Raw genomic sequence first — 20,580 nt, 5'->3', positions numbered from 1 at the left:
CCTCTGATCCCTGTATGTGACACGACGTGCGTGCCACCGGGGTTCACCGCAGGCGGGAACTCACAGTTGACGTTCGAGCAAAACCTTCCCGTTGTCAGTCGAAACTAGTTGCACAGCAGCGATTTCCGACTTCTGAACTGGGGTGTTACCGCTGGGCAGCGCGGTGGCGCCGGACATTCCGAGCCACGTCGCGATCTGAGTGTGACTACCGTCACGACCGACGACCACCATGCCGAGGTTGCTCGGCGGAGGAACTTCGCCGCTCGACCATTGGCCGTAGGTGCAGGCCATGTCGATGCGGGTGCCCCAGGCGAAGCCGCTCAACGAGATGCTTGCGCTGAACGGGGTGTCCACCAGCTTGTCCATCGGCAGTTGCTGCGCCGTCGTCTGTTCCGTGCCGCTCTGAAGGCCAACGATGCCGGGGCGCACGGCGATCACCAGTCCGACGGCCAGCAGTGCTGCAGCCAATCCGACAGCGACCGACGTCAGCCACCGCGACCGGCGCCTGCGCCAACGCACCTTGTCCAGCACGGACTCCAACACCTCGGGGCGCAGCGGCGGAATGGGCTGCTCGGCTTCCAGCCCGCGGACGTCATCCACGTCGAGCAGTGACAGCAGTGCAGGCATGCCGCTGAGCTCCGCGACTGCTGCCCGGCACCGGTCGCACGTCTCGAGGTGCGCTTCGTACTCGCGGCGCTCGGCGCTCGAAAGCGAACCCAGTACGTAGGCCGCATCCCACGTCGCGTAGCGGTGGCCGTCCACCGCTTCCAATCCTCGGAATTCACCAGACTGTGTCACCGTGTCACCCCCATTTCCTGCAAGTTGAGACGAAGGGCTCGGACCGCGTAGTGCAGCCGCGACTTCACCGTGCCCTCGGCGATCTGTAGATCAGCGGCGATCTGCGCCACACTCCAGCCTTGGTAGTACGCACGCAGGATCACTGCACAGTGATCATCCGACAGTTGACTCATCGCGGTGCCAAGAAGTAATCGGTCAAGGGCTGTGTCCACCTCGTCGGGCCCTGCTCGGTCCGCCGCCGCTTCCACGTCGCCGGTCTGAGTCTCGTTGCGAAACCGCGCGCTGCGGCGCTCGTCGATGATCAGGTTGCGCGCGACGGTGAACAGCCACGCCCGCGCCGACCTGTCTGCGTCGTAGGTGACCTCCGGGTGGCGCCAAGCCCGCAGCAGGGTTTCCTGCACGACATCTTCGGCGCGTGCGGCATCGCCGGTCAACCGCAGCACGTAACGCCACAGCGCGCCCGCATGCTCGTCGTAGAGAACCCGCATCATGGCGGCCTCCGGATCATCCATTCCCAACCTCCGACAGTTAACACGCTGTGGACGGTCACGAAGTTCAGTCAACCCACGGTAGACGGCCAAGTGCGTCTCCGACCAGTGACGCGGCGGCAATCGGCCCTAGATGCGAAAACGCCTCGTTGAGATGGTGCTGGCGGCGGCGACTACTCGCGCTTCTACGCCAGGGGTGCCATCTCAACGGCAAGAGCTCAGAGCGTCAGGATCCGCGGACCGTCATCGGTCGCGGCGACCGTGTGCTCCCAGTGCGCCGCCCGAGACCCATCGGTGGTGACGACCGTCCATTCGTCGTCGAGCACGTTGGTCTTGGTGGTGCCGAGCGTCAGCATCGGCTCGATGGCCAGGACGGATCCGTGCGCCAGGTGGGGCCCACGGCCGGGTGCCCCCTCATTGGGCAGAAACGGGTCCATGTGCATGTGCCTACCGATGCCGTGCCCGCCGTAACCTGCGACGATGCCGAATGCGCGGTCGTAGCGCCTCTCGGCGGCGCGAGTTCCGGTCTCGATGGCGTGGGAGACGTCGGTCAGCCGGTTGCCGGGCACCATGGCGGCGATGCCGGCTTCCATCGACTCCCGGGTGGCCGCAGACAATGCCTCGTCGACGGGGATCAGCGCACCGACGCCGAACGTCACCGCCGAGTCGCCGTGCCAGCCGTCGAGGATCGCGCCGCAGTCGATGGACACCAGATCGCCGGCGACCAGGACTTCGGTGGCCGCCGGGATGCCGTGCACAACGCGGTCGTTGACCGACGAACAGATGCTCGCAGGGAAGCCGTGGTAACCGAGGAACGACGGTATGCCGCCGCCCTCGCGGATGACGGATTCGGCGATGGTGTCGAGGTCGAGCGTGGAGACACCCGGTGTGGCTGCCTGCTGGACGGCCCTCAGCGCCTTCGCGACCAGGGCGCCCGCAGCGGCCATGGCATCGAGCTCGTCAGCGCTTCGTTGGGGGACGACCTTGCGGCCACGAAGGCCAGGCAGGCCGATCATCGACTATCGACCTCTGCCTGATCGTCGGTTCACCGACCGAGGACCTGCAGCGCCCGCGCGAATACCTCGTCCACCGAGCCAATGGCGTCGACGGTCTTGAGCTCGGCCTGGTAGTAGTCCAGCAGCGGAGCGGTTTCGTCGCGGTAGACCTTCATGCGGTTGAGGATGACGTCCTCGGTGTCGTCGGCGCGACCCCGGCTCTTGAGTCGGTCGAGCAGCTCCTGCTCGGAGACCCGGAACTCCAGCACCGCGTCCAGCTTGGTGTCGCGCGCGGCGAGCATGTCCTTCAGAGCCTCGGCCTGCTCCACCGAGCGGGGGAAACCGTCGAGGATGAAGCCGTCCGCGGCGTCGGCGTCGTTCAGGCGGTCGTCGACCAGCCTGTTGGTCAACGTGGCGGGCACCAGATCACCGGAGTCGAGGTACTTCTTGGCCTCGAGGCCCAGCTCGGTCGCCTTGCTGATGTTGTCGCGGAACAGGTCCCCGGTGGAGATGTGCGGGATCCCGAGCTTCTCGGCCAGCTTCTGCGCCTGCGTACCCTTGCCCGCCCCAGGCGGCCCCAGCAAAACAATTCTCACTTGAGGAACCCTTCGTAGTTGCGCTGCATCAGCTGGCTCTCGATTTGCTTCACGGTGTCTAGGCCGACACCGACCATGATCAGGACCGCGGTGCCACCGAACGGCAGGTTCTGCACGGCGCCGGAGTTACCGATCTCGAGGAACAGGTTAGGCAGCACGGCGATCACGCCGAGGTAGATCGAGCCAGGAAGCGTGATGCGGCTCAGCACGTACCGCAAGTAGTCGGCGGTGGGCTTGCCTGGCCGGATGCCAGGGATGAAGCCACCGAACTTGCGCATCTCGTCGGCGCGCTCGTCGGGGTTGAAGGTGATCGACACATAGAAGTAGGTGAAGAAGACGATCAAGCCGAAGTAGAGCGCGATGTAGGCGGGGCTGGCCGGGTTGGTCAGATAGTCCGCGACGAACTTCGCCCACCAGCCGTTGCCCGGATTGGAGCTGCCGCTCTGGATCAGCTGAGTGATCAGGTGCGGGATGTAGATCAGCGACGACGCGAAGATGACCGGGATGACGCCTGCCTGGTTCACCTTCAGCGGTAGGTAGGTCGACGTACCGCCGTACATGCGCCGCCCGACCATGCGCTTGGCGTACTGCACGGGGATGCGGCGTTGGCCCTGCTCGACGAACACGACACCGACGATGATGATCAGGGCCGCGACGCAGACCGCTGCGAAGACGACACCGCCGCGGCTGTCGAGGATGGTCTTGCCCTCGGACGGGATCCGAGCGGCGATGCCCGCGAAGATCATCAGCGACATGCCGTTGCCGATGCCACGCTCGGTGACCAGCTCGCCCATCCACATCACCAGGCCCGCGCCCGCGGTGAGCACCAGCACGATGACGACGAGGGTGAAGATGCCCGAGTCCTGGATGATCTGCAGCGAACAGCCCTGCAGCAGCCCGCCATTGGCGGCCAGCGCGACGATCGAGGTGCCCTGCAGCAGCGCGAGCGCGATCGCCAGATAACGCGTGTACTGCGTCATCTTGGCCTGGCCGGACTGACCTTCCTTGCGCAGCTGTTCGAAGCGCGGAATCACCACCGTCAGCAGCTGAACGATGATGCTCGCGGTGATGTAGGGCATTACGCCAACGGCGAACACCGACAGCTGTAGTAGTGCGCCACCAGAGAACAGGTTGATCAGCGAGTAGATCTGCGCCGAGTCACCGCCCTGGACCTGCTCGATGCACTTCTGCACGTTCGGGTAGTTGACGCCTGGGGACGGCAACGTGGCGCCTGCGCGGTACAGGATCACGACCCCGAGCGTGAAGAGGATCTTGCGTCTGAGATCGGCCGTCCGCAGCGACGAAATGAAAGCCGAGAGCACTCTTCCTCCTGCGCAGCCGAGCACTTGTCGCGGCGTGCCAATGGGGCTGGTCCTACCAGCGTTTTGGTCAAGTCATGCGCGGTTGGTCCGCCAGCTCACGGGCATGCCCGCAGCCAGCAATGTCGCGCGTCAAACAGTCTACGAGAGTATCAGTCACCCCCGGGTGGACCCGCATCCGATCAGGGTGACCGCGGTCCAACCGGTCCTTCAGGTTCGAAGCGTACAGTCGGGTGAGCTCGTTACACAGGCTAATTAATATCGGTTCGAGGTTCTTCGGGAGATCGATGGCGCGCACCAGCAACGACTCGTGGGATCTGGCGTCCAGTGTGGGAGCGACGGCGACGATGGTGGCCGCCGGAAGGGCCCTGGCATCCAAGGAAGCCGACCCGCTGATCCAGGATCCCTACGCCGAACCCCTGGTCCGTGCCGTCGGCATCGACTTCTTCATCAAGCTCGTCGACGGAGTCATCTCCACCTCAGACGTCGACGACGGCGGCGCAGCCCACCTGATGACCGGAATGATGGCGGTCCGCACCCGCTTCTTCGACGACTTCTTCATCGACGCGACCGAGAGCGGCGTGCGGCAGGCGGTGATCCTGGCCTCCGGTCTCGATGCGCGCGCGTACCGGCTGGCATGGCCGGACGGCACCGTGGTCTATGAGATCGACCAGCCCAAGGTGATCGAGGCGAAGACCACGGCGATGGCCGACATCGGCGCCACCCCTACCGCCGACCGCCGCGCCGTCGCCGTCGACCTGCGCGACGACTGGCCGGAAGCGCTTCGCCGCGCCGGATTCGACGCCACCCAGCCGACGGCGTGGAGCGCCGAGGGGCTGCTGGCATACCTGCCGCCCGAAGCGCAGGACCGGCTCTTCGACGACATCACCGCGCTGTCAGCCCCGGGAAGTCAACTGTCCACCGAGTACCACCCCGACGCCGGGGCCAGCATCGGTGAACGTGCCAACGCCGTGACCGAGGCCTGGATCGACCATGGCTTCGACGTCAAACTGACGGACTTGTTCTATCCGGGCGACCGCAAACCGGTGGTCGACTACCTGACCGCTAGTGGTTGGCAGGTGTCCGCCCGCACCAGGCCCGAAGTGTGGGCCGGCTACGGCCGCGAGTTCCCCGATACCGAAGGCACCGCGGCGATGCGCACGTCGCTGTCCATCGTCGCCACCCGAATCTGAGCCACCCGAAAGCAAGAGGAGCACCACCATGGCACGAACCGACGGCGACACCTGGGACCTGGCCTCCAGCGTCGGAGCGACGGCGACGGCAGTCGCCGCCTTCCGCGCGATCGCGTCCCAGGGCCCCGACGCCCTTCTCGATGACCCATGGGCCGATCCATTGGTACGCGCGGTGGGCATCGACACCTTCGTCAAACTCGTCGACGGCGAGACCACGGCGACCGCCGAGACCACCGATCCGCTAGTGAGCCGTGCGGCGATGCGCGAGCAGATGACCGTGCGCACCCGCTTCTTCGACGACTTCTTCACCACCGGAGTCGCCCCGGCGACGACATCGGGTCAAGCAACCGATTCCGGCGTGCGGCAGGCCGTGATCCTGGCCTCGGGGCTCGACACGCGGGCCTACCGACTGGCGTGGCCTGCGGGCACGGTGGTGTACGAGATCGACCAGCCCGACGTCATCGAGTTCAAGACGCGCACGCTGGCCGGCCTCGGTGCCCATCCGACCGCTCAGCGTCGGACGATCGCGATCGATCTGCGCGACGACTGGCCGGCGGCGCTGCTACAAGCGGGTTTCATCACCAGCGTGCCGACCGTGTGGAGCGCCGAAGGACTCTTGGCGTATCTGCCGCCGGAGGCGCAGGACCGACTCTTCGACAACATCACCGATCTGTCGGCCCCTGGCAGCCGGGTCGCGTCGGAGTACATGGACATGCGCGGATTGCCATCGGACTGGGCAGAGCAGCTTACGGAGCGCTCCAAGCGCCTCGGCTCGACGGTCAACCTGGCCGAGTTGATCTACACCGGAGAGCGCAACGACGCCGCCGACTACCTGAAGACCCATGGTTGGCAGGTGGGCATACTTGGTGCCAATGAAGCGCACGCCGCGAACGGATTCGAACCGCCCGACAACGACATGAGGGCGTTCGGCGGCAACTACGGCTATCTCTCGGCGACATTGAACTAGGGGACGATCATGGCAAGAACCGATGGCGACAGCTGGGACCTGGCCTCCAGCGTTGGCGCGACCGCGACGATGGTTGCCGCGCAACGCGCGACGGCCCACCGCGAGAAGCTGATCGACGATCCGTATGCGGAGCCTCTGGTGCGGGCGGTCGGCGTCGACTTCTTCACCCGCGTGCTCGACGGCGACGTCGCGTTCGCCGACATCGACCCGGCGTTCACGGTGCGGCGCGCCGCCGAGGGCATGGCGGTGCGTACCCGCTTCTTCGACAACATGTTCCTCGACGCGGCCGCAACGGGAGTCCGGCAGGCAGTGATCCTGGCGGCAGGCCTGGACGCGCGTGCCTACCGGCTGGCCTGGCCGGACGGGACCGTGGTCTACGAAGTGGACCAGCCCGAGGTCATCGAGTTCAAGGCGTCGACGCTGGCGGGTATCGGCGCCAAGCCGACGGCGACCCGAAGGACTGTCGCCATCGACCTGCGCGAGGACTGGCCGAAGGCGTTGGTGGACAACGGCTTCGACCCGAAGCAACCGACTGCGTGGAGCGCGGAGGGACTGCTGATCTACCTCCCGCCCGAGGCCCAGGACAAGCTGTTCGACAACATCACCGCGCTGTCGGCGCCGGGCAGCATGCTGGCCACGGAACACATCCCCGACATGAGCGGCTTCTCCGACGAGCGCGCCCAGCGCATGTCGGAACGGATGAAGCAGTTCGGGTCCGACATCGAGATGACCGACCTGATCTACGAGGGCGACCGCAGCGACGTCGTCGAGCACTTGACCGCGGCTGGCTGGGACGTGTCCACGTTGCCGATGCGCGAGGCCCACCTGTCCAACGGCTTCGAGATGCCCGACGACGAGATGAGCGCCATCTTCGCCAACCTGAGCTACCTCAGCGCGACGCTGCGCGGATAGCAGAAGGTCAGAACCGGTAGTCCCCCAACCACAGCGCGTTGGCCCCTGACAGCGATCGCTCTGCTTGGACGAGGACGCCTGCGACCGATCGGCCCACCAGAGCGGCGACCGCTTCCGGCAGGGATGCCGCGGCGGGTTGCGACGACGGCTTGGGACGCAGCATGTCCACCCACGACGATCCGGGAAGACTGACCAGCTTGACGTCGGTGTCGGCGTCGAACCCTGCGAGCAACTTGGCGCGGTCGATCGCGGTGCGCAGCCCGCCCAGTTCGTCGACCAACCCCCGTTCAAGGGCATCCGCACCGGTCCACACCCGGCCGCGGGCGACGGCCTCGACCGCCTCGACGGTCATCCCCCGTCCCTGCGCGACGCGTTGCACGAAGTCGGTGTAGAACAGGTCAGCCTCCGCCTCGACGTGGGCGTGCTGTTCATCGGTGAACGGCTTGTTCAGCGACCACGCGTCAGCGTTCGGGTTGGTGCGCACCGAATCCGACCCGATGCCAAGTCGGTCCTTCAGATCGCGGGCCACCAGCTTGCCGGTCACCACGCCGATCGATCCGGTGATGGTGCCTGGATTGGCCACGATGGCGTCGGCGGACATCGACACGTAGTAGCCACCCGACGCCGCGACCGCGCCCATCGATGCGACGACGGGCTTGCCCGCCTCACGCAACCGATTCACTTCTCGCCAAACGGTTTCCGATGCGGTGACCGATCCGCCAGGGCTGTCGACGCGCAACACGACTGCAGACACCGCGTCGTCGGCACCGGCCTCGCGCAGCGCCGCGGCGATGGTGTCCCCGCCTGCGCTGGACGTGCCAAGAGGCGAGATTTGACGTCCGCCCCTTCCGCTGACGATTGGCCCCGCCAACGTCACGACGGCGATGGTGGGCTTGCCCTTGCGACCCGGCAGCGGCGGCGTCGGCACCGACAGGTTGGCGCGGGGATAGCGCGAGAGGTAGAGCCGCGGCGGGCCATCGGGACCGTCCGCGTCACCCGAATCCGATGGTGCGCCAACGAGTTCGCCGATCCGGTCGTAGGCCTCGTCGCGGTACCCGATCCGGTCGACCAGCCGGCCCTCCACCGCGGCGTCGCGCAGCAGCGGAGCCTTGTCGGCCAGCGCGTCGACCTCGGCGGGCTCGATGTGCCGCGACTCGGCAACGGCAGCCAACACCTGGGCGTGCAGGCTCTCGATCAGCCGGCTGTCGGCTTCCCGGTGGGCATCTGTGTAGCCGTCCTGCGTGAATAGGTTTGCGGCGGACTTGTATTCGCCGCGGGCGATGAACTGCGCCTGAACCCCTGCCTTGTCGAGCGCGTCGCGCAGGAACATCGCATTGGTGGCGAAACCCACCAATGCGACGGTGCCCGACGGCTGCATCCACACCTCGCGAAACGCCGATGCCAGATAGTAGGACAGTGTGCCGGGGTACGTCTCCGCCCACGCCAGTGAGGGTTTGGCGTCGCTGAACGCCGCGATGGCCTCGCGCAGCTCCTGCACCGGCCCCGCCGAAGTCGCCGGGATCTGCACCCTGGCGATCAAGCCGGCCACCCGGTCGTCCTCCGCGGCGCGGTGAATGGCGGTCACCGCGTCGCGCAGCAGCAGCGGGCGGCCACCGCCCGCGATCACGGCCAGCGGATCGAATCCACCCGTCTCGTTGGGCACCGATTGCAGATCGAGTTCGAGCACGCAGCCATCGGGAACGCCCTGGTGCCGTGCGGTGTCGACCTTGCGCGCGATCGCACGGAACTCGTCGGTACCTGGAATTCCTGACAGGAGACTAAACATCCCGCGAGCCTACCGATCACGGCATCACCTCGGTTTCGCCCGTAGCGTGGACGGGGTGCGATTCTCGATCTCCCTCCCCCAGCGCGACGCGGACGGCTTCGACGCAGCCGGATTCAAGGACTACCTGACCAGGGCCGAGGAACTCGGCTTCGAAGGCGGCTGGACACTCGAGCAGACGATCGGCGCCGCGCCGCTGATCGCGCCGATGGAACTGCTGGCCTACGCCGCCGCCTGCACCACCCGATTGCGGCTCGGAGTGGCGGTGATGGTGACGTCGCTGCATGACCCGCTGCAGTTGGCATCCGTCGCCACCGCCGTCGACCGGCTCAGTCACGGCAGGCTCGACTTCGGCGCGGCCCCTGGTGGCGGTTTCCGTCAGTTCGCCGCGTTCGGGGTCGATCCCGACACGTTCATCGGCAGCTTCACCGAGGGTCTCGAGTTGATGAAGGCCGCCTGGTCCGACGAGCCGACGGTGACGTTCCACGGTCGCTTCCGCGACGTCGACGGCCTGCCGATCGCACCCAAACCGGTGCAGCGTCCCCATCCGCCGATCTGGTTCGGAGCCAACGCACCCGCGGCGATCGCCAGGGCCGTTCGGCATGGTGACGCGTTCCTCGGTGCGGGCTCGTCGACGACGGCGAACTTCGTCGAGGCCGTCAAGGTGGTGCGCAGCGAGCTCGCGAAGCAGGGCAGGGACCCTGCGCACTTCCCCATCGGGAAGCGGGTGTACCTGACGGTCGACGACGATGCGGCGCGGGCACGGGAGCGGGTCGTCGCCGGACTGCACCGCATCTACGGCGAGATGCCGGGCGTCGAGGACGTTCCCGTGTCGGGCACCCCCGACGACGTGGTGGCCGGACTGCGCGCAGTGATCGACGCCGGTGCCCAGATGATCCTGCTCAACCCGGTCGGGGTGAACGTCAGCGACGACCGCGAGCAGATGGAACGGCTTGCTGCGGACGTGATTCCGCAGCTCAGCTAGGTCGGCAATTTTGCCAGAAATTAGGTGGTTTAACAGTCTGATCTTGGTGGTAAAAACAAGAGCATGATAGCCAAACTAAGATTCATCGCCCCGCTGCTCTTTGCGGGTGTCGCCGCGGCCGGAATCGCCTCGGCACCGGTGGCCGCCGCGGAGAACTTCGCGTGGGCGGCAGGTAATTCGATCACGCAATTCGCCCCCGCAAGCCCGGGCGGCGATGGTTGCGCCAACGGAGTCTGCGGTAGTGGTGACGCCGGCGGCGGCCAGGGCTGTACGGCCGATGGCACGTGCGGCAGCGGCGGTCCCCAGGGCGGCGGCGGCTGTACGGCCGACGGCGCGTGCGGCCACGGCGGCCCGCAGGGCGGCGGCGGTTGCGTGCCCGGTATCGGCTGCTTCAACTACGGGGCATAACCATCGAGAAAGCCCCGACACGCCTCTGGTGCGAGGTGTGTCGGGGCTTTTCGCCTCGTGCGGGATCTAGAGCTCGGTAGCCGATCCGCCTGCGGCGGTGATCTTCTCGCGAGCGCTGCCGCTGAACTTGTGGGCGGTGACGTCGACCTTGACGGTGAGCTTGCCGTCGCCGAGCACCTTCACCAGGGTGTTCTTCCGAACCGCACCGGCTGCCACCAGTTCCTCGATACCGACTTGGCCGCCCTTGGGGAACAGCCGGCTGAGGTCGGCCACGTTGACCACCTCGTACTCGGTGCGGAACCGGTTGCGGAAGCCCTTGAGCTTCGGCAGCCGCATGTGGATCGGCATCTGGCCGCCCTCGAACGTCGATGGGACGTTCTTGCGGGCCTTGGTGCCCTTGGTGCCGCGGCCTGCGGTCTTACCCTTGGAGCCCTCACCGCGGCCAACGCGGGTGCGGGCGGTCTTCGACCCGGGCGCGGGGCGCAGGTCGTGCAGTTTGATCGTCATTTCGACTCGACTCCTTCGACCGTGACGAGGTGGTTGACCACGGCGATGAGGCCGCGGGTCTGCGCGTTGTCCTCGCGGACCACGGACTGACGGATCTTCCGCAGGCCGAGGGTCCGCAGGCTCTCGCGCTGCTTCCAACGTGCACCCACGGTGCTGCGCACCTGGGTGATCTTCAAGTCAGACATCGTTAAGCCGATCCCTCACGCGCGGCCGTGGCGGCCAGCGCCTCGCTCTCACGTCGGGCCCTCAGCATGCCTGCGGGCGCGACGTCTTCGATGGGCAGACCGCGACGGGCTGCCACCTCTTCGGGACGCTGCAGCATCTTCAGCGCGGCAACGGTGGCGTGAACCACGTTGATCGCGTTGTCGCTGCCCAGCGACTTGGCCAGGATGTCGTGCACTCCGGCGCATTCCAGCACCGCACGCGCCGCACCGCCGGCGATGACGCCGGTACCGGGGCTGGCGGGGCGCAGCATGACGACGCCTGCGGCGGCCTCACCCTGCACTGGGTGCACGATCGTGCTGCCGATCAGCGGAACGCGGAAGAATCCCTTGCGGGCCTCTTCGACGCCCTTGGCGATCGCGGCAGGAACTTCCTTGGCCTTGCCGTAGCCGACGCCGACCATGCCGTTGCCGTCTCCGACGATGACCAGGGCGGTGAAGCTGAAGCGCCGACCACCCTTGACCACCTTGGAGACGCGGTTGATCGCGACTACGCGCTCGATGTAGTTGCTCTTCTCGCCGCCACCATCGCGGCCGCCACGGCCACCGCGGTCATCGCGACGGCCGCGGCCATCGCGGCCGTCACGGCCGCCGCCCCGGTTGTCGGACGTAGCCGGACCGCCGCCGGCACCAGTTGCCTGCTCGGCCATCATGCAGTCCTTCCGTTGGAAATAGTCATCAGAACTTGAGCCCACCTTCTCGCGCGGCGTCTGCCAGCGCGGCGATGCGGCCCCCGTAGGTGTACCCGCCGCGATCGAACACCACGGTGTCGATTCCTGCGGCCTTGGCGCGCTCCGCGATGAGCTGCCCGACGCGGACGCTGTGGGCCTTCTTGTCGCCCTCGACGGCGCGGACGTCAGCCTCGATGGACGACGCAGCGGCGAGCGTGACGCCCTCCTGGTCGTTCACCAGCTGCACGTGGATGTGCCGCGACGAGCGGTTGACCACGAGGCGTGGGGCCTCCGCAGTACCCGCGACCTTCTTGCGAAGACGCGCGTGCCGACGAATGCGGGCCACTCGCCGGGTCTCGGAGATGTTCTGCCCGACCGGCTTCCGCTTGGCGGCTTGATCTGTCTGGGTGGTAGCCATGGCTTACTTACCTGTCTTTCCGACCTTGCGGCGGATCTGCTCACCCTCGTACCGCACGCCCTTGCCCTTGTACGGGTCGGGGCGGCGCAGGCGGCGGATGTTCGCCGAAATCTGGCCGACCTTCTGCTTGTCGATCCCGGTGACCGAGAACTTGGTGGGCGTCTCGACCGCGAAGGTGATGCCCTCGGGGGCGTCGATGATCACCGGGTGGCTGTAGCCGAGCGCGAACTCCAGGGTGTTGCCCTTGAGCTGCACGCGGTAGCCGACGCCGAAGATCTCCATCTTGGTGGTGTAGCCCTCGGTGACGCCCGTGATCAGGTTGGCCACCAGCGTGCGGGACAGTCCGTGCAGCGAGCGGTTGAGCCGCTCGTCGTTCGGACGGGCCACCACGATGGCGCCTTCGTCGTTGCGTTCCACCGAGATCGGTTCCTTGACGGCGAGCGCCAGGGTGCCCTTCGGGCCCTTGACGGACACGTTCTGTCCGTCGATCGTGACGTCGACCCCGGACGGAACCAGGACCGGCTGCTTTCCAATGCGCGACATGTCTACTCCCTCACCACACGTAGGCGAGGACTTCGCCGCCCACGCCGCTTCGCGCTGCCTGGCGGTCGGTGAGCAGGCCTGAGGACGTGGAGATGATCGCCACGCCGAGGCCACCGAGTACCCGCGGCAGGTTGGTTGATTTCGCGTACACGCGGAGACCGGGCTTGCTCACCCGGCGCAGTCCCGCGATGCTGCGTTCACGGCTTGGGCCGTACTTCAGTTGCACCACCAACGACTTGCCAACCCGAGCATCCTCGGTGTGGAAGTCGGTGATGTAGCCCTCTGCCTTGAGGATCGTGGCGATGTTCGCCTTGATCTTCGAGTGCGGCAGGGTCACTTCGTCGTGGTACGCCGAATTGGCGTTGCGCAGACGTGTCAAGAAGTCTGCGATCGGGTCCGTCATGGTCATGACAGCCAGTTCACCTTCCTCGCGGCGGTTCCCACTGCCCAATTCTTTGGGGAGGGCCTACCGCAACTGTTAGTTAGTAGTTGTGGGCCGTTACCAGCTGGCTTTTTGCACACCGGGCAGTTCGCCGGCATGCGCCATCTCCCGCAAGCAGATTCGGCACAGGCCGAACTTGCGGTAGACGGCATGGGGACGGCCGCACCTGTTGCAACGCGTGTAGCCGCGCACCTTGAACTTGGGCTTCTTGTTGGCCTTGTTGACCAGAGCCTTCTTTGCCATCTGCTCAGTTCTCCTTGAACGGAAAGCCCAGCGCACGCAGCAGCGCGCGACCTTCGTCGTCGGTCGTCGCCGAGGTGACGACGGTGATGTCCATGCCACGGGGCCGGTCGATGCTGTCCACGTCGATCTCGTGGAACACCGACTGCTCGGCCAGTCCGAAGGTGTAGTTGCCGTTGCCGTCGAACTGCTTGGGCGACAAGCCTCGGAAGTCGCGGATACGCGGGAGTCCGATCGACACCAGGCGGTCCAGGAACTCCCACATGCGGTCGCCACGCAGCGTCACGCGGGCGCCGATCGGCATGCCCTCACGGAGCTTGAATTGCGCGATCGACTTGCGGGCCTTGCGGATCTCGGGCTTCTGGCCCGTGATCAGCGACAGGTCGTTGACCGCACCGTTGATCAGCTTGGCGTCGCGCGCGGCGTCGCCGACGCCCATGTTCACGACGACCTTGACCACGCCGGGGATCTGCATGACGTTGGCGTAGCCGAACTCGGTGTTCAGCGCGTCCTTGATCTCTTCGCGGTAGCGCTGCTTCAGGCGAGGCAGCGGTCGTTGGTCCGACTCCGCCGGACGTGTCTTCTCGGTGCTTTCTGCGGTGGTCATGCCTAAATGTCCTTGCCGTTGCGCTTGGAGACGCGGACCTTCTTGCCGCTCTCCTCGTCTACGCGGTAGCCGATTTTCGTCGGGTTGCCGTCGGAGTCGACGACCAGCACGTTGCTGACGTGGATCGCAGCTTCCTGCGTCACGATGCCGCCGGACTGCGCGCCACGCTCGTTGCGCGAGATCGCGGTGTGCTTCTTGATCCGGTTGACGCCCTCGACGAGCACCTTGTTGCGCGTCGGGTAGGCCGCCAGGACCTTGCCCTTGGCGCCCTTGTCCTTGCCGGAGATGACCAGCACGGTGTCACCCTTGTGCACCTTCATTTACAGCACCTCCGGGGCCAGCGAAACGATCTTCATGAAGCGCTTCTCGCGCAGTTCACGGCCGACCGGCCCGAAGATGCGGGTACCGCGCGGGTCGTTGTCGGGCTTGATGATGACGGCGGCGTTCTCGTCGAACTTGATGTAGCTCCCGTCGGCGCGGCGGCGCTCCTTGACGGTGCGCACGATGACGGCCTTGACTACGTCGCCCTTCTTGACGTTGCCACCGGGGATGGCGTCCTTGACGGTCGCCACGATGACATCGCCGATGCCGGCGTAACGCCGACCCGAGCCACCTAGAACGCGGATGCACAAGATCTCCTTGGCGCCCGTGTTATCGGCGATCTTCACCCGCGATTCCTGCTGAATCACTCGATCTCCTCGATTTAAAACACGTTTTACGCACGCTGAGCAGCACTGAATCGCTCGACGTACGCGGTCTTCGTCACCCAAGAGCACGCAGGGCTGACGCAAGCCAGCCGAGGTCTGCCCAAGGCAACCCCTACATACTAGGTGAGCACTGCGAATGCTCCAAATCGCCTCCCCTTCCCCCGCGAGCGCGCGTGTCTGCCGGCGACACGCCGACCAATTGACCACGAACATGCACGCTGGGACGGCCGTGAGCGTGCGTCGTTGCTGGCATGCAGCGGCGTGCCGAGCCGCAGACACGCGCGCTCGCGGGGAGCGCGATCGCGATTAGGCGGAGATCGAGACCACGCAGCGGAAGCCGATGTGGGTGGTCGCGCTGTCCTGTGACTGCGAGGACCGCGCCGCAGGCCGGTAGCGATGGCAGTACTCCGGGGCGCACAGGTGCGAACCACCCTTGAGCGTCTGGTTGATGGTCGGGTCCGGCGCTTGGGAGGGCGGGCAGCATCCGTTGGCTGCCCCCAGGTGGTGGGCGCCGAACCGCGTCGTCGTCCACTCCCACACGTTGCCGATCATGTCGAGCAGGCCGAACCCGTTTGGTGGGAACGCACCGACCGGCGAGGTGCCGACCCAGCCCAGCGCCCCGTCGTTGCGGTACGGGAACCGGCCCTGCCAGGTGTTGGCCATCAGCCGGCCGTCCGGCGCAACCTCGTCGCCCCAGGCGTAGGCCGTCGTCGCGCCACCCCTTGCCGCGTACTCCCACTCCGCCTCGGTCGGCAGCCGCCGGCCGGCCCAGGTCGCGTACGCCGCCGCGTCGGTGTAGGCCAGCTGCACGACGGGATGGTCCATCCGGTCGGTCCACGATGTTCCCGGTCCGCCGTCCTGGCCGAACGGATGACGCCAGCAGGCACCCGGCGCCCAGTCCCACCACTGCCGCCAGTCCCGAAGGTCGACCGGTCCTGCCGTCGACCGGAACACCAGTGCGCCTGGCAGGAGGTCCTCGGGCGCCACCCCCGGGTACAACGCCGGATCGAGCGGCTGCTCGGCGACCGTGACGTGCCCTGTGTCGGCGACGAACTCGGCGTACTGGGCGTTGGTCACGGGGTGCCGTTCGACCGCGAACGCATCGACGGTCGCGGTGTGCACGGGAGCCTCTTCCGGGTAGAAGCTCGTAGCGCCCATCCGGAACGATCCGGCGGGCAGTTCGACCAACTCCGTCAGCATCGACTCAAGGTAGGCGGACCTCGAAGTCCTCGGTGAGCAGCTTCCCCGCCGCATCGAGTTGACCGACACCGGTGGGCGCCTGAACGTGAACCGCCACCAGGAAGTTCTTCGTGTTGGTCCAGACGTGCACGATGCGGTCGACGAACTGGATGGAGTTCTGCGGGGTGTCCGACCATGCGCCCATCAGCTTCTGACCGCTGTAGTCGCACAGTTCACCGGGCAGGATGCTGACGCTGCTGACCGGCGACTGCGACATCACCCGGTCGGTGTACTCGCGGAAGGCGGCCGCGGGATCGAGCCCGGACGGGGCAATCGTGATGGTGGCCGACATGCCGTCGGGGCCGTCCATGCGTGCGCCGACGTCGCCGGACCCTGGCGACGAGTTCCAGCCGGGCGGCAGGGCGACGGTGATCTTGGGAGCCGTCGGGTCGGAGACGGCGGCCGTGATCACGGTCCCCGGCTTGGCGGGTGCCGCGCAGGTGACGGCGTCGATGGGCACGGGCACCTGGATCGTCGGCACCACGCCGGGCGGTGCCTGGTCGTTGGCGGAGGATGGCGACGCGGCGCCGGGGAGCGGTTTCGCGCTTGCCTCGAGCGATGATGCGGCGACGGGAACGCCCTCGTGGGTGCGGACGCAAGCCGATGCCACGCCCGCCGTCACGAACACGAGCGCGACGCCTGTCCATCGCCCGAGTTTCATCAGTCCTTAGAGAATGCCTGCGCAAGTTCTCGTTCCACGTCCACATAGGGCGTTCCCGAGATGTCCACCACCACCTTAGCGATCGTGCCGCCGGTGAACTCGTAAGGCGCCTTGTACGCACCCGACACGGGTTGACCGCCGTTGCGGCCTACCGCGATGCCGCCGCCTGCGAGACCGAAGCTGCCGGGGTGCGCGCGCACACCCGACATGGTCGCGACGGTGTCTCCGTCGACGTACAGCGACACGTCTCCGACGGGTGTGTGGCTGCCCTCGACGGTGCCGGTGCGCTCGTAGCGGACGCCGAACACATGGCTGCCGAGGGGAATCGGGTCGGGGGCGGAGAGCTTCTGCTCCTCTTCGCCCATGAAGTTGTAGACGTAGTGCAAGTGGGTGTCCTGGACGTACAGGACGTGGCCACCGTGCCCCGCGCCCTGCTTGAACAGCACGCCTTCCGCGCCGGTGGTGTCGATGGTCACCTCGGCGAGGACGGAGAAGGACTGGCCGCGGATCTCGGCCGCCGCACCGATGCCCACCTCGGCGGTGCCCGGGTAGTAGGTGAAGTTCTTGCGGTTGACCGACAGGTAGGGCCGGAAGCGGCCCAAGGTTTCGAAGATGTTCAGATCGCCCAGCGGAAGCCCGTTGTACTTGTCGGCTTCGGCGAACCACAGGGCCTTGAGTTCCTCGAGTTTGTCGGGCTGCTCGGCAGCGAGGTCGTGGCACTGGCTGCGGTCGGCTTCGATGTGGAAGAGCTCCCAGCGGTCGTCGCCGAAATGCGACCATCCGGCGGGGCTCGCCGCGTGCACGGTGTTGGCGAACCAGCCGTCGTGCCAGATGCCGCGCGTGCCGAGCATGGTGTAGAACTGGGTCTTCTTGCCCGTATCCGCAGCCGAATCATCAAGCGCAGCCTTGAAACTCACACCGTCGAGCGGCTTCTGCGCAATGCCGCTGACTTCGTTCGGCGGCGTGATGCCTAGTAGCTCGTAGATGGTCGGCGTGACGTCGCAGACGTTGACGTAGTTGTCGCGGACCTCGCCGTGTGCGTCGATTCCGTTGGGCCAGGAGATGATTGCCGTGTCGGCGATACCGCCTTCGTGCGAGGCGTAGCGCTTGAACAACTTGTATGGCGTGTTGAACGCCATCGCCCAACCGATCGGATAGTGGTTGTAGGTGTCCGGTCCGCCGAGGTGGTCGTAGAAACGCATGCTCTCTTCGACGGTGTCGATGTAGCCGTTGAAGAACTTGTTCTCGTTGACCGATCCGTTCGGGCCGCCCTCACCGCTGGCACCGTTGTCGGAGATCACGACGATGATGGTGTTGTCCAACTGCCCGGACTCATCGAGATAGTCGAGGACGCGGCCGATCTGGGCATCCGTGTAGGACAGGAAGCCGGCGAAGACCTCTGCCATCCGGCTGAACAACCGCTTCTCTTCGTCGTTCAGCGTGTCCCACGGCCGCACCGTGTCCTGATACGGCCACGCCTCGCCGTTGGGGCCCTTGACGTCGAGATACGGGTTGACGGGCGACAATTCGGTGTCCTGCGGGACGATGCCGAGCTTCTTCTGGTTCTCGAGCACGATCTCCCGGTAGGCCTCATAGCCCATGTCGAAGCGGCCGGCGTACTTGTCGGCCCAGTCTTTGAAGACGTGATGCGGGGCGTGGCCTGCGCCGGGGCACAGGTAGCTGAACCACGGCTTGTCCGGTGCGATCACCTTCGCATCGCGGATGAACTCGATGGTCTTGTCGGCCAGGTCCTTCGACAGGTGGTAGCCCTCCTCGGGCGTGGCGGGCGCGGGCACCGGATGGTTGTCGTACACCAACTCCGGATACCACTGATCGGTCTCGCCGCCCATGAAGCCGTAGAACCGCTCGAAGCCGCGGCTCAGTGGCCAATGTCGTTTGGTGGAGGCCAGATTGGACTCTTCGAGCGGCGTCAGGTGCCACTTGCCCACGCAGTAGGTGTTGTAGCCACGTTCGACGAGCACCTCGGAGAGCAACGCGGTGTCGAACGGGATCCGCCCGTTGCAGTTCGGGAACCCGTCGGTGAACTCCTCGATGGTCGCCATCCCGACGGTGGTGGCGTTGCGTCCGGTGAGCAACGACGCCCGGGTCGGCGAGCACAACGCGGTGGTGTGGAACTGCGAGAGCCGCACCCCCCGCTCGGCGATGCGGCTCATCGCCGGCATCTCGACAAGGCCACCGAAGCAGTCCCATGTGGCGATGCCCGTGTCATCCCAGACCAGATACAGGACGTTGGGTGCATCGGGCGGCGCGACTGGAGCTTGGTAGGGACCCCAGTCCGGCTCGGAGTCGCGGATGTCGAGTTCGATCTTGCCGTTGAATCGACCCATTTTCTTTCCCGTCGCTTCGCTCGCCCTAGCCATTTTTTTCCCGTCGCATCGCTCGCCCCAGTCATTCGCCCGGAGGTTACACCCGCTGCGTGTCGGCGGGTTGAGAAATTGACGGGGGCGACACAACTGGGTGACGCCGCAGCCACCACCGCACCGCGAGCAGGGGAATCGTCCAGCCGAGCCAACCGCCCAGACCGGCCACCAACCAGATGAAGCGTTCTTCGTCGCCACCAAACACGCTGTTCCGCATGGGTTGCAGGCCGATGTAGAGAATCGGGTTCCAGATCCGATTGGTAATGATGGAGAACGCGAGCGTCACGCTGCACAGCATGTTGCGCCGATGGTCGGCGAAGCGATGGCGGCGCGCGGCCAGATACCCGTTGACGGTGAAACCGAACCACAACACCGCCAGCACGACGCTGCCTACCGCGAGGATCGGACCGAACGGGGTCGCAGCGCCGATCACCATGCCACTGGCCGCCGCAGGCAGTGCCGCGGCGACGTACACCCTGCCCGCGCGCCGATGCACGCGCGGCCACCGATCCAGCACACCGGGCCCGATCTGTACCAACGCCATCACCATGGCGACGGTGGCCAGTGCCACGTGCGCGATCAGCAACGGATAGTGCAGACCGAAGGTCGACGGCACCCGCGATTGAGCGGGGTCGACGGTCAGATACGGCGGTAGCGAGAAGGCCAGGAAGGCAGCGACCACGACTGTCAGAAGCGCGGACCAGCGATATGCGTATGACATACGCATTAGCGTACGCCATACGCACAACTCGGGCGATCGGCTACGCTAGGCCCACATGACCAGCGACGAAGCCGACGAGACGCCGGTCCCGCGCGCGCTCGAATTGCTGTGGCGGGGGCCGAGTCCGTCGCGCCGCACGGGCGGGTTGACTAGAGAGCGGATCGTCGCTGCGGCAATCGATCTCGCCGACACCGAAGGACTCGCGGCCCTGTCGATGGCCCGCCTCGCGGAGCGACTGGGGTGCGGAACCATGTCGCTCTACCGCCATGTCGCCAACAAGGACGAGTTGGTCGTGTTCATGCTCTCCGAAGCACCGGCACCGCCGCCCGCACCGGCGGACGGCGCGAATTGGCATGATGCCCTTTCGACTTGGGCTTCCGGACTGTGGGACGTGTACCACCAGCATCCGTGGGTTCTGCAAACCGCCTCATCGGGCCCGCCCGCCGACCCAGGACAGGTCGCCTGGCTCGAAGCGGGACTCGCCACCTTGACCGGCACCCCACTGTCCGAGCGGGACAAGCTCGCCGCGGTCATGGCGGTACTGCACTTCGTCCGTGGCGCAGCAGCACTATCGGTCGAGACGGGCACGTTCGACAACTCCGGCTACTCCGACCTACTGCGCCGCCTGATCGACCCGACTCGTTTCCCTGCATTGACATCGGCCGTCGACGCCGGGGTCTTCGACGGATCCGATGATGACCCGCTCGCCGAATTCCATTCCGGTGTTGCGCAATTGCTGGATGGCATCGCCGCCAGGATCGGCCAGTCGGGGCCCTAA

26 protein-coding genes are annotated in these 20,580 nt (G+C 66.3%); 6 read left to right on the top strand and 20 right to left on the bottom strand.

Features of this window, described 5'->3' with window-relative positions:
* Window positions 1-60: 60 nt before the first annotated feature.
* From HNP02_RS21575 to secY, 5 genes are all read right to left on the bottom strand, one after another.
* On the bottom strand, window positions 61-798 hold the full coding sequence (locus tag HNP02_RS21575; protein WP_184442309.1) for an anti-sigma factor: 738 nt from the start codon (window positions 796-798) through the stop codon (window positions 61-63).
* Window positions 795-1,310, bottom strand: coding sequence for a sigma-70 family RNA polymerase sigma factor (locus HNP02_RS21570; protein ID WP_184442307.1), 516 nt, complete (start codon window positions 1,308-1,310; stop codon window positions 795-797). The genes HNP02_RS21575 and HNP02_RS21570 overlap by 4 nt, the downstream gene beginning before the upstream one ends.
* 194 nt (window positions 1,311-1,504) lie before the next feature.
* The gene (gene map, locus HNP02_RS21565; protein ID WP_184442305.1) at window positions 1,505-2,302 is read right to left on the bottom strand and encodes a type I methionyl aminopeptidase; all 798 of its coding nucleotides are present in this window, start codon (window positions 2,300-2,302) and stop codon (window positions 1,505-1,507) included.
* Window positions 2,303-2,331: 29 nt separating this feature from the next.
* Window positions 2,332-2,877: an adenylate kinase gene (locus tag HNP02_RS21560; RefSeq protein WP_184442303.1), complete on the bottom strand. Its 546-nt coding sequence runs from the start codon at window positions 2,875-2,877 to the stop codon at window positions 2,332-2,334.
* Window positions 2,874-4,199 carry a preprotein translocase subunit SecY gene (gene secY, locus HNP02_RS21555; protein WP_184442301.1) on the bottom strand — a complete coding sequence of 442 codons (1,326 nt, stop codon included), beginning with the start codon at window positions 4,197-4,199 and terminating at the stop codon, window positions 2,874-2,876. The genes HNP02_RS21560 and secY overlap by 4 nt, the downstream gene beginning before the upstream one ends.
* Before the next feature lie 284 nt (window positions 4,200-4,483).
* Between secY and HNP02_RS21550 the strand changes: the two genes are divergently transcribed.
* From HNP02_RS21550 to HNP02_RS21540, 3 genes are read left to right on the top strand one after another with little or no spacing between them, the layout of a single operon-like run.
* Window positions 4,484-5,389 (top strand): class I SAM-dependent methyltransferase, encoded by a 906-nt coding sequence (locus tag HNP02_RS21550; RefSeq protein ID WP_184442299.1) that lies wholly within the window; start codon window positions 4,484-4,486, stop codon window positions 5,387-5,389.
* Between the two features lie 28 nt (window positions 5,390-5,417).
* On the top strand, window positions 5,418-6,356 hold the full coding sequence (locus tag HNP02_RS21545; protein WP_184442297.1) for an SAM-dependent methyltransferase: 939 nt from the start codon (window positions 5,418-5,420) through the stop codon (window positions 6,354-6,356).
* 9 nt (window positions 6,357-6,365) lie between these two features.
* A complete protein-coding gene (locus tag HNP02_RS21540) occupies window positions 6,366-7,268 on the top strand; it encodes a class I SAM-dependent methyltransferase (RefSeq protein WP_184442295.1) in 903 nt (300 codons plus the stop codon).
* A gap of 7 nt (window positions 7,269-7,275) precedes the next feature.
* On the opposite strand, the gene sppA is transcribed toward HNP02_RS21540, so the two are convergent.
* Complete coding sequence (gene sppA, locus HNP02_RS21535; protein ID WP_184442293.1) at window positions 7,276-9,054, bottom strand: signal peptide peptidase SppA; 1,779 nt, start codon at window positions 9,052-9,054, stop codon at window positions 7,276-7,278.
* Between the two features lie 55 nt (window positions 9,055-9,109).
* On the opposite strand from sppA, the gene HNP02_RS21530 reads away from it, so the two are divergent.
* Together HNP02_RS21530 and HNP02_RS21525 are read left to right on the top strand one after the other, a co-directional pair.
* The gene (locus HNP02_RS21530; protein ID WP_184442291.1) at window positions 9,110-10,036 is read left to right on the top strand and encodes an LLM class flavin-dependent oxidoreductase; all 927 of its coding nucleotides are present in this window, start codon (window positions 9,110-9,112) and stop codon (window positions 10,034-10,036) included.
* Between the two features lie 63 nt (window positions 10,037-10,099).
* The gene (locus HNP02_RS21525) at window positions 10,100-10,444 is read left to right on the top strand and encodes a PE-PGRS family protein (RefSeq protein WP_221317824.1); all 345 of its coding nucleotides are present in this window, start codon (window positions 10,100-10,102) and stop codon (window positions 10,442-10,444) included.
* 66 nt (window positions 10,445-10,510) lie between these two features.
* Here the strand turns inward: HNP02_RS21525 and rplO are convergent, their stop codons facing one another.
* The 14 genes from rplO to HNP02_RS21455 all read right to left on the bottom strand — a co-directional run bounded on the left by rplO (window position 10,511) and on the right by HNP02_RS21455 (window position 19,802).
* On the bottom strand, window positions 10,511-10,951 hold the full coding sequence (gene rplO / locus HNP02_RS21520) for a 50S ribosomal protein L15 (protein WP_149374964.1): 441 nt from the start codon (window positions 10,949-10,951) through the stop codon (window positions 10,511-10,513).
* A complete protein-coding gene (rpmD, locus tag HNP02_RS21515; protein ID WP_184442289.1) occupies window positions 10,948-11,136 on the bottom strand; it encodes a 50S ribosomal protein L30 in 189 nt (62 codons plus the stop codon). Before rpmD ends, rplO begins: the two co-directional genes overlap by 4 nt.
* Window positions 11,137-11,138: 2 nt before the next feature.
* Window positions 11,139-11,822, bottom strand: coding sequence for a 30S ribosomal protein S5 (gene rpsE / locus HNP02_RS21510; protein ID WP_184442287.1), 684 nt, complete (start codon window positions 11,820-11,822; stop codon window positions 11,139-11,141).
* Window positions 11,823-11,850: 28 nt separating this feature from the next.
* Window positions 11,851-12,261 carry a 50S ribosomal protein L18 gene (rplR, locus tag HNP02_RS21505; protein ID WP_184442285.1) on the bottom strand — a complete coding sequence of 137 codons (411 nt, stop codon included), beginning with the start codon at window positions 12,259-12,261 and terminating at the stop codon, window positions 11,851-11,853.
* 3 nt (window positions 12,262-12,264) lie between these two features.
* Window positions 12,265-12,804 carry a 50S ribosomal protein L6 gene (gene rplF / locus HNP02_RS21500; protein WP_184442283.1) on the bottom strand — a complete coding sequence of 180 codons (540 nt, stop codon included), beginning with the start codon at window positions 12,802-12,804 and terminating at the stop codon, window positions 12,265-12,267.
* A gap of 10 nt (window positions 12,805-12,814) precedes the next feature.
* Complete coding sequence (gene rpsH / locus HNP02_RS21495; protein WP_184442281.1) at window positions 12,815-13,213, bottom strand: 30S ribosomal protein S8; 399 nt, start codon at window positions 13,211-13,213, stop codon at window positions 12,815-12,817.
* Window positions 13,214-13,303: 90 nt separating this feature from the next.
* The gene (locus tag HNP02_RS21490; protein ID WP_184442279.1) at window positions 13,304-13,489 is read right to left on the bottom strand and encodes a type Z 30S ribosomal protein S14; all 186 of its coding nucleotides are present in this window, start codon (window positions 13,487-13,489) and stop codon (window positions 13,304-13,306) included.
* Window positions 13,490-13,493: 4 nt separating this feature from the next.
* A complete protein-coding gene (rplE, locus tag HNP02_RS21485; protein ID WP_184442271.1) occupies window positions 13,494-14,093 on the bottom strand; it encodes a 50S ribosomal protein L5 in 600 nt (199 codons plus the stop codon).
* 2 nt (window positions 14,094-14,095) lie between these two features.
* Window positions 14,096-14,413, bottom strand: a complete 318-nt coding sequence (gene rplX / locus HNP02_RS21480; protein ID WP_184442269.1) for a 50S ribosomal protein L24 — start codon at window positions 14,411-14,413, stop codon at window positions 14,096-14,098.
* Complete coding sequence (gene rplN, locus HNP02_RS21475) at window positions 14,414-14,782, bottom strand: 50S ribosomal protein L14 (RefSeq protein ID WP_184442267.1); 369 nt, start codon at window positions 14,780-14,782, stop codon at window positions 14,414-14,416.
* A 324-nt stretch (window positions 14,783-15,106) separates the two neighbouring features.
* Window positions 15,107-16,000: a formylglycine-generating enzyme family protein gene (locus tag HNP02_RS21470; protein ID WP_184442266.1), complete on the bottom strand. Its 894-nt coding sequence runs from the start codon at window positions 15,998-16,000 to the stop codon at window positions 15,107-15,109.
* A 4-nt stretch (window positions 16,001-16,004) separates the two neighbouring features.
* Complete coding sequence (locus tag HNP02_RS21465; RefSeq protein ID WP_184442264.1) at window positions 16,005-16,700, bottom strand: hypothetical protein; 696 nt, start codon at window positions 16,698-16,700, stop codon at window positions 16,005-16,007.
* The gene (locus tag HNP02_RS21460; protein WP_184442262.1) at window positions 16,700-19,048 is read right to left on the bottom strand and encodes an arylsulfatase; all 2,349 of its coding nucleotides are present in this window, start codon (window positions 19,046-19,048) and stop codon (window positions 16,700-16,702) included. Before HNP02_RS21460 ends, HNP02_RS21465 begins: the two co-directional genes overlap by 1 nt.
* Window positions 19,049-19,124: 76 nt before the next feature.
* Window positions 19,125-19,802 (bottom strand): DUF2306 domain-containing protein, encoded by a 678-nt coding sequence (locus HNP02_RS21455; protein ID WP_184442260.1) that lies wholly within the window; start codon window positions 19,800-19,802, stop codon window positions 19,125-19,127.
* 55 nt (window positions 19,803-19,857) lie between these two features.
* Here HNP02_RS21455 and HNP02_RS21450 point away from each other — a divergent pair, with 55 nt between their 5' ends.
* Window positions 19,858-20,580 (top strand): TetR/AcrR family transcriptional regulator, encoded by a 723-nt coding sequence (locus HNP02_RS21450; RefSeq protein WP_184442258.1) that lies wholly within the window; start codon window positions 19,858-19,860, stop codon window positions 20,578-20,580.

It is taken from the genome of Mycobacterium sp. AZCC_0083 (genome assembly GCF_014202335.1).
Lineage (GTDB): Bacteria > Actinomycetota > Actinomycetes > Mycobacteriales > Mycobacteriaceae > Mycobacterium.
Note: the sequence above shows the minus strand (reverse complement) of the source record. Positions and strands in the feature narration are given on the sequence as shown.

Excerpts from the sequence above, each read along its gene's own strand:
- HNP02_RS21570 (WP_184442307.1), bottom strand. The coding sequence starts at position 1,310 with ATGGATGATCCGGAGGCCGCCATGATGCGGGTTCTCTACGACGAGCAT.
- map (WP_184442305.1), bottom strand. The coding sequence starts at position 2,302 with ATGATCGGCCTGCCTGGCCTTCGTGGCCGCAAGGTCGTCCCCCAACGA.
- HNP02_RS21550 (WP_184442299.1), top strand. The coding sequence starts at position 4,484 with ATGGCGCGCACCAGCAACGACTCGTGGGATCTGGCGTCCAGTGTGGGA.
- HNP02_RS21545 (WP_184442297.1), top strand. The coding sequence starts at position 5,418 with ATGGCACGAACCGACGGCGACACCTGGGACCTGGCCTCCAGCGTCGGA.
- HNP02_RS21540 (WP_184442295.1), top strand. The coding sequence starts at position 6,366 with ATGGCAAGAACCGATGGCGACAGCTGGGACCTGGCCTCCAGCGTTGGC.
- sppA (WP_184442293.1), bottom strand. The coding sequence starts at position 9,054 with ATGTTTAGTCTCCTGTCAGGAATTCCAGGTACCGACGAGTTCCGTGCG.
- HNP02_RS21525 (WP_221317824.1), top strand. The coding sequence starts at position 10,100 with ATGATAGCCAAACTAAGATTCATCGCCCCGCTGCTCTTTGCGGGTGTC.
- rplO (WP_149374964.1), bottom strand. The coding sequence starts at position 10,951 with ATGACGATCAAACTGCACGACCTGCGCCCCGCGCCCGGGTCGAAGACC.
- rpmD (WP_184442289.1), bottom strand. The coding sequence starts at position 11,136 with ATGTCTGACTTGAAGATCACCCAGGTGCGCAGCACCGTGGGTGCACGT.
- rpsE (WP_184442287.1), bottom strand. The coding sequence starts at position 11,822 with ATGGCCGAGCAGGCAACTGGTGCCGGCGGCGGTCCGGCTACGTCCGAC.
- rplR (WP_184442285.1), bottom strand. The coding sequence starts at position 12,261 with ATGGCTACCACCCAGACAGATCAAGCCGCCAAGCGGAAGCCGGTCGGG.
- rplF (WP_184442283.1), bottom strand. The coding sequence starts at position 12,804 with ATGTCGCGCATTGGAAAGCAGCCGGTCCTGGTTCCGTCCGGGGTCGAC.
- rpsH (WP_184442281.1), bottom strand. The coding sequence starts at position 13,213 with ATGACCATGACGGACCCGATCGCAGACTTCTTGACACGTCTGCGCAAC.
- HNP02_RS21490 (WP_184442279.1), bottom strand. The coding sequence starts at position 13,489 with ATGGCAAAGAAGGCTCTGGTCAACAAGGCCAACAAGAAGCCCAAGTTC.
- rplE (WP_184442271.1), bottom strand. The coding sequence starts at position 14,093 with ATGACCACCGCAGAAAGCACCGAGAAGACACGTCCGGCGGAGTCGGAC.
- rplX (WP_184442269.1), bottom strand. The coding sequence starts at position 14,413 with ATGAAGGTGCACAAGGGTGACACCGTGCTGGTCATCTCCGGCAAGGAC.
- HNP02_RS21470 (WP_184442266.1), bottom strand. The coding sequence starts at position 16,000 with ATGCTGACGGAGTTGGTCGAACTGCCCGCCGGATCGTTCCGGATGGGC.
- HNP02_RS21465 (WP_184442264.1), bottom strand. The coding sequence starts at position 16,700 with ATGAAACTCGGGCGATGGACAGGCGTCGCGCTCGTGTTCGTGACGGCG.
- HNP02_RS21460 (WP_184442262.1), bottom strand. The coding sequence starts at position 19,048 with ATGGGTCGATTCAACGGCAAGATCGAACTCGACATCCGCGACTCCGAG.
- HNP02_RS21455 (WP_184442260.1), bottom strand. The coding sequence starts at position 19,802 with ATGTCATACGCATATCGCTGGTCCGCGCTTCTGACAGTCGTGGTCGCT.
- HNP02_RS21450 (WP_184442258.1), top strand. The coding sequence starts at position 19,858 with ATGACCAGCGACGAAGCCGACGAGACGCCGGTCCCGCGCGCGCTCGAA.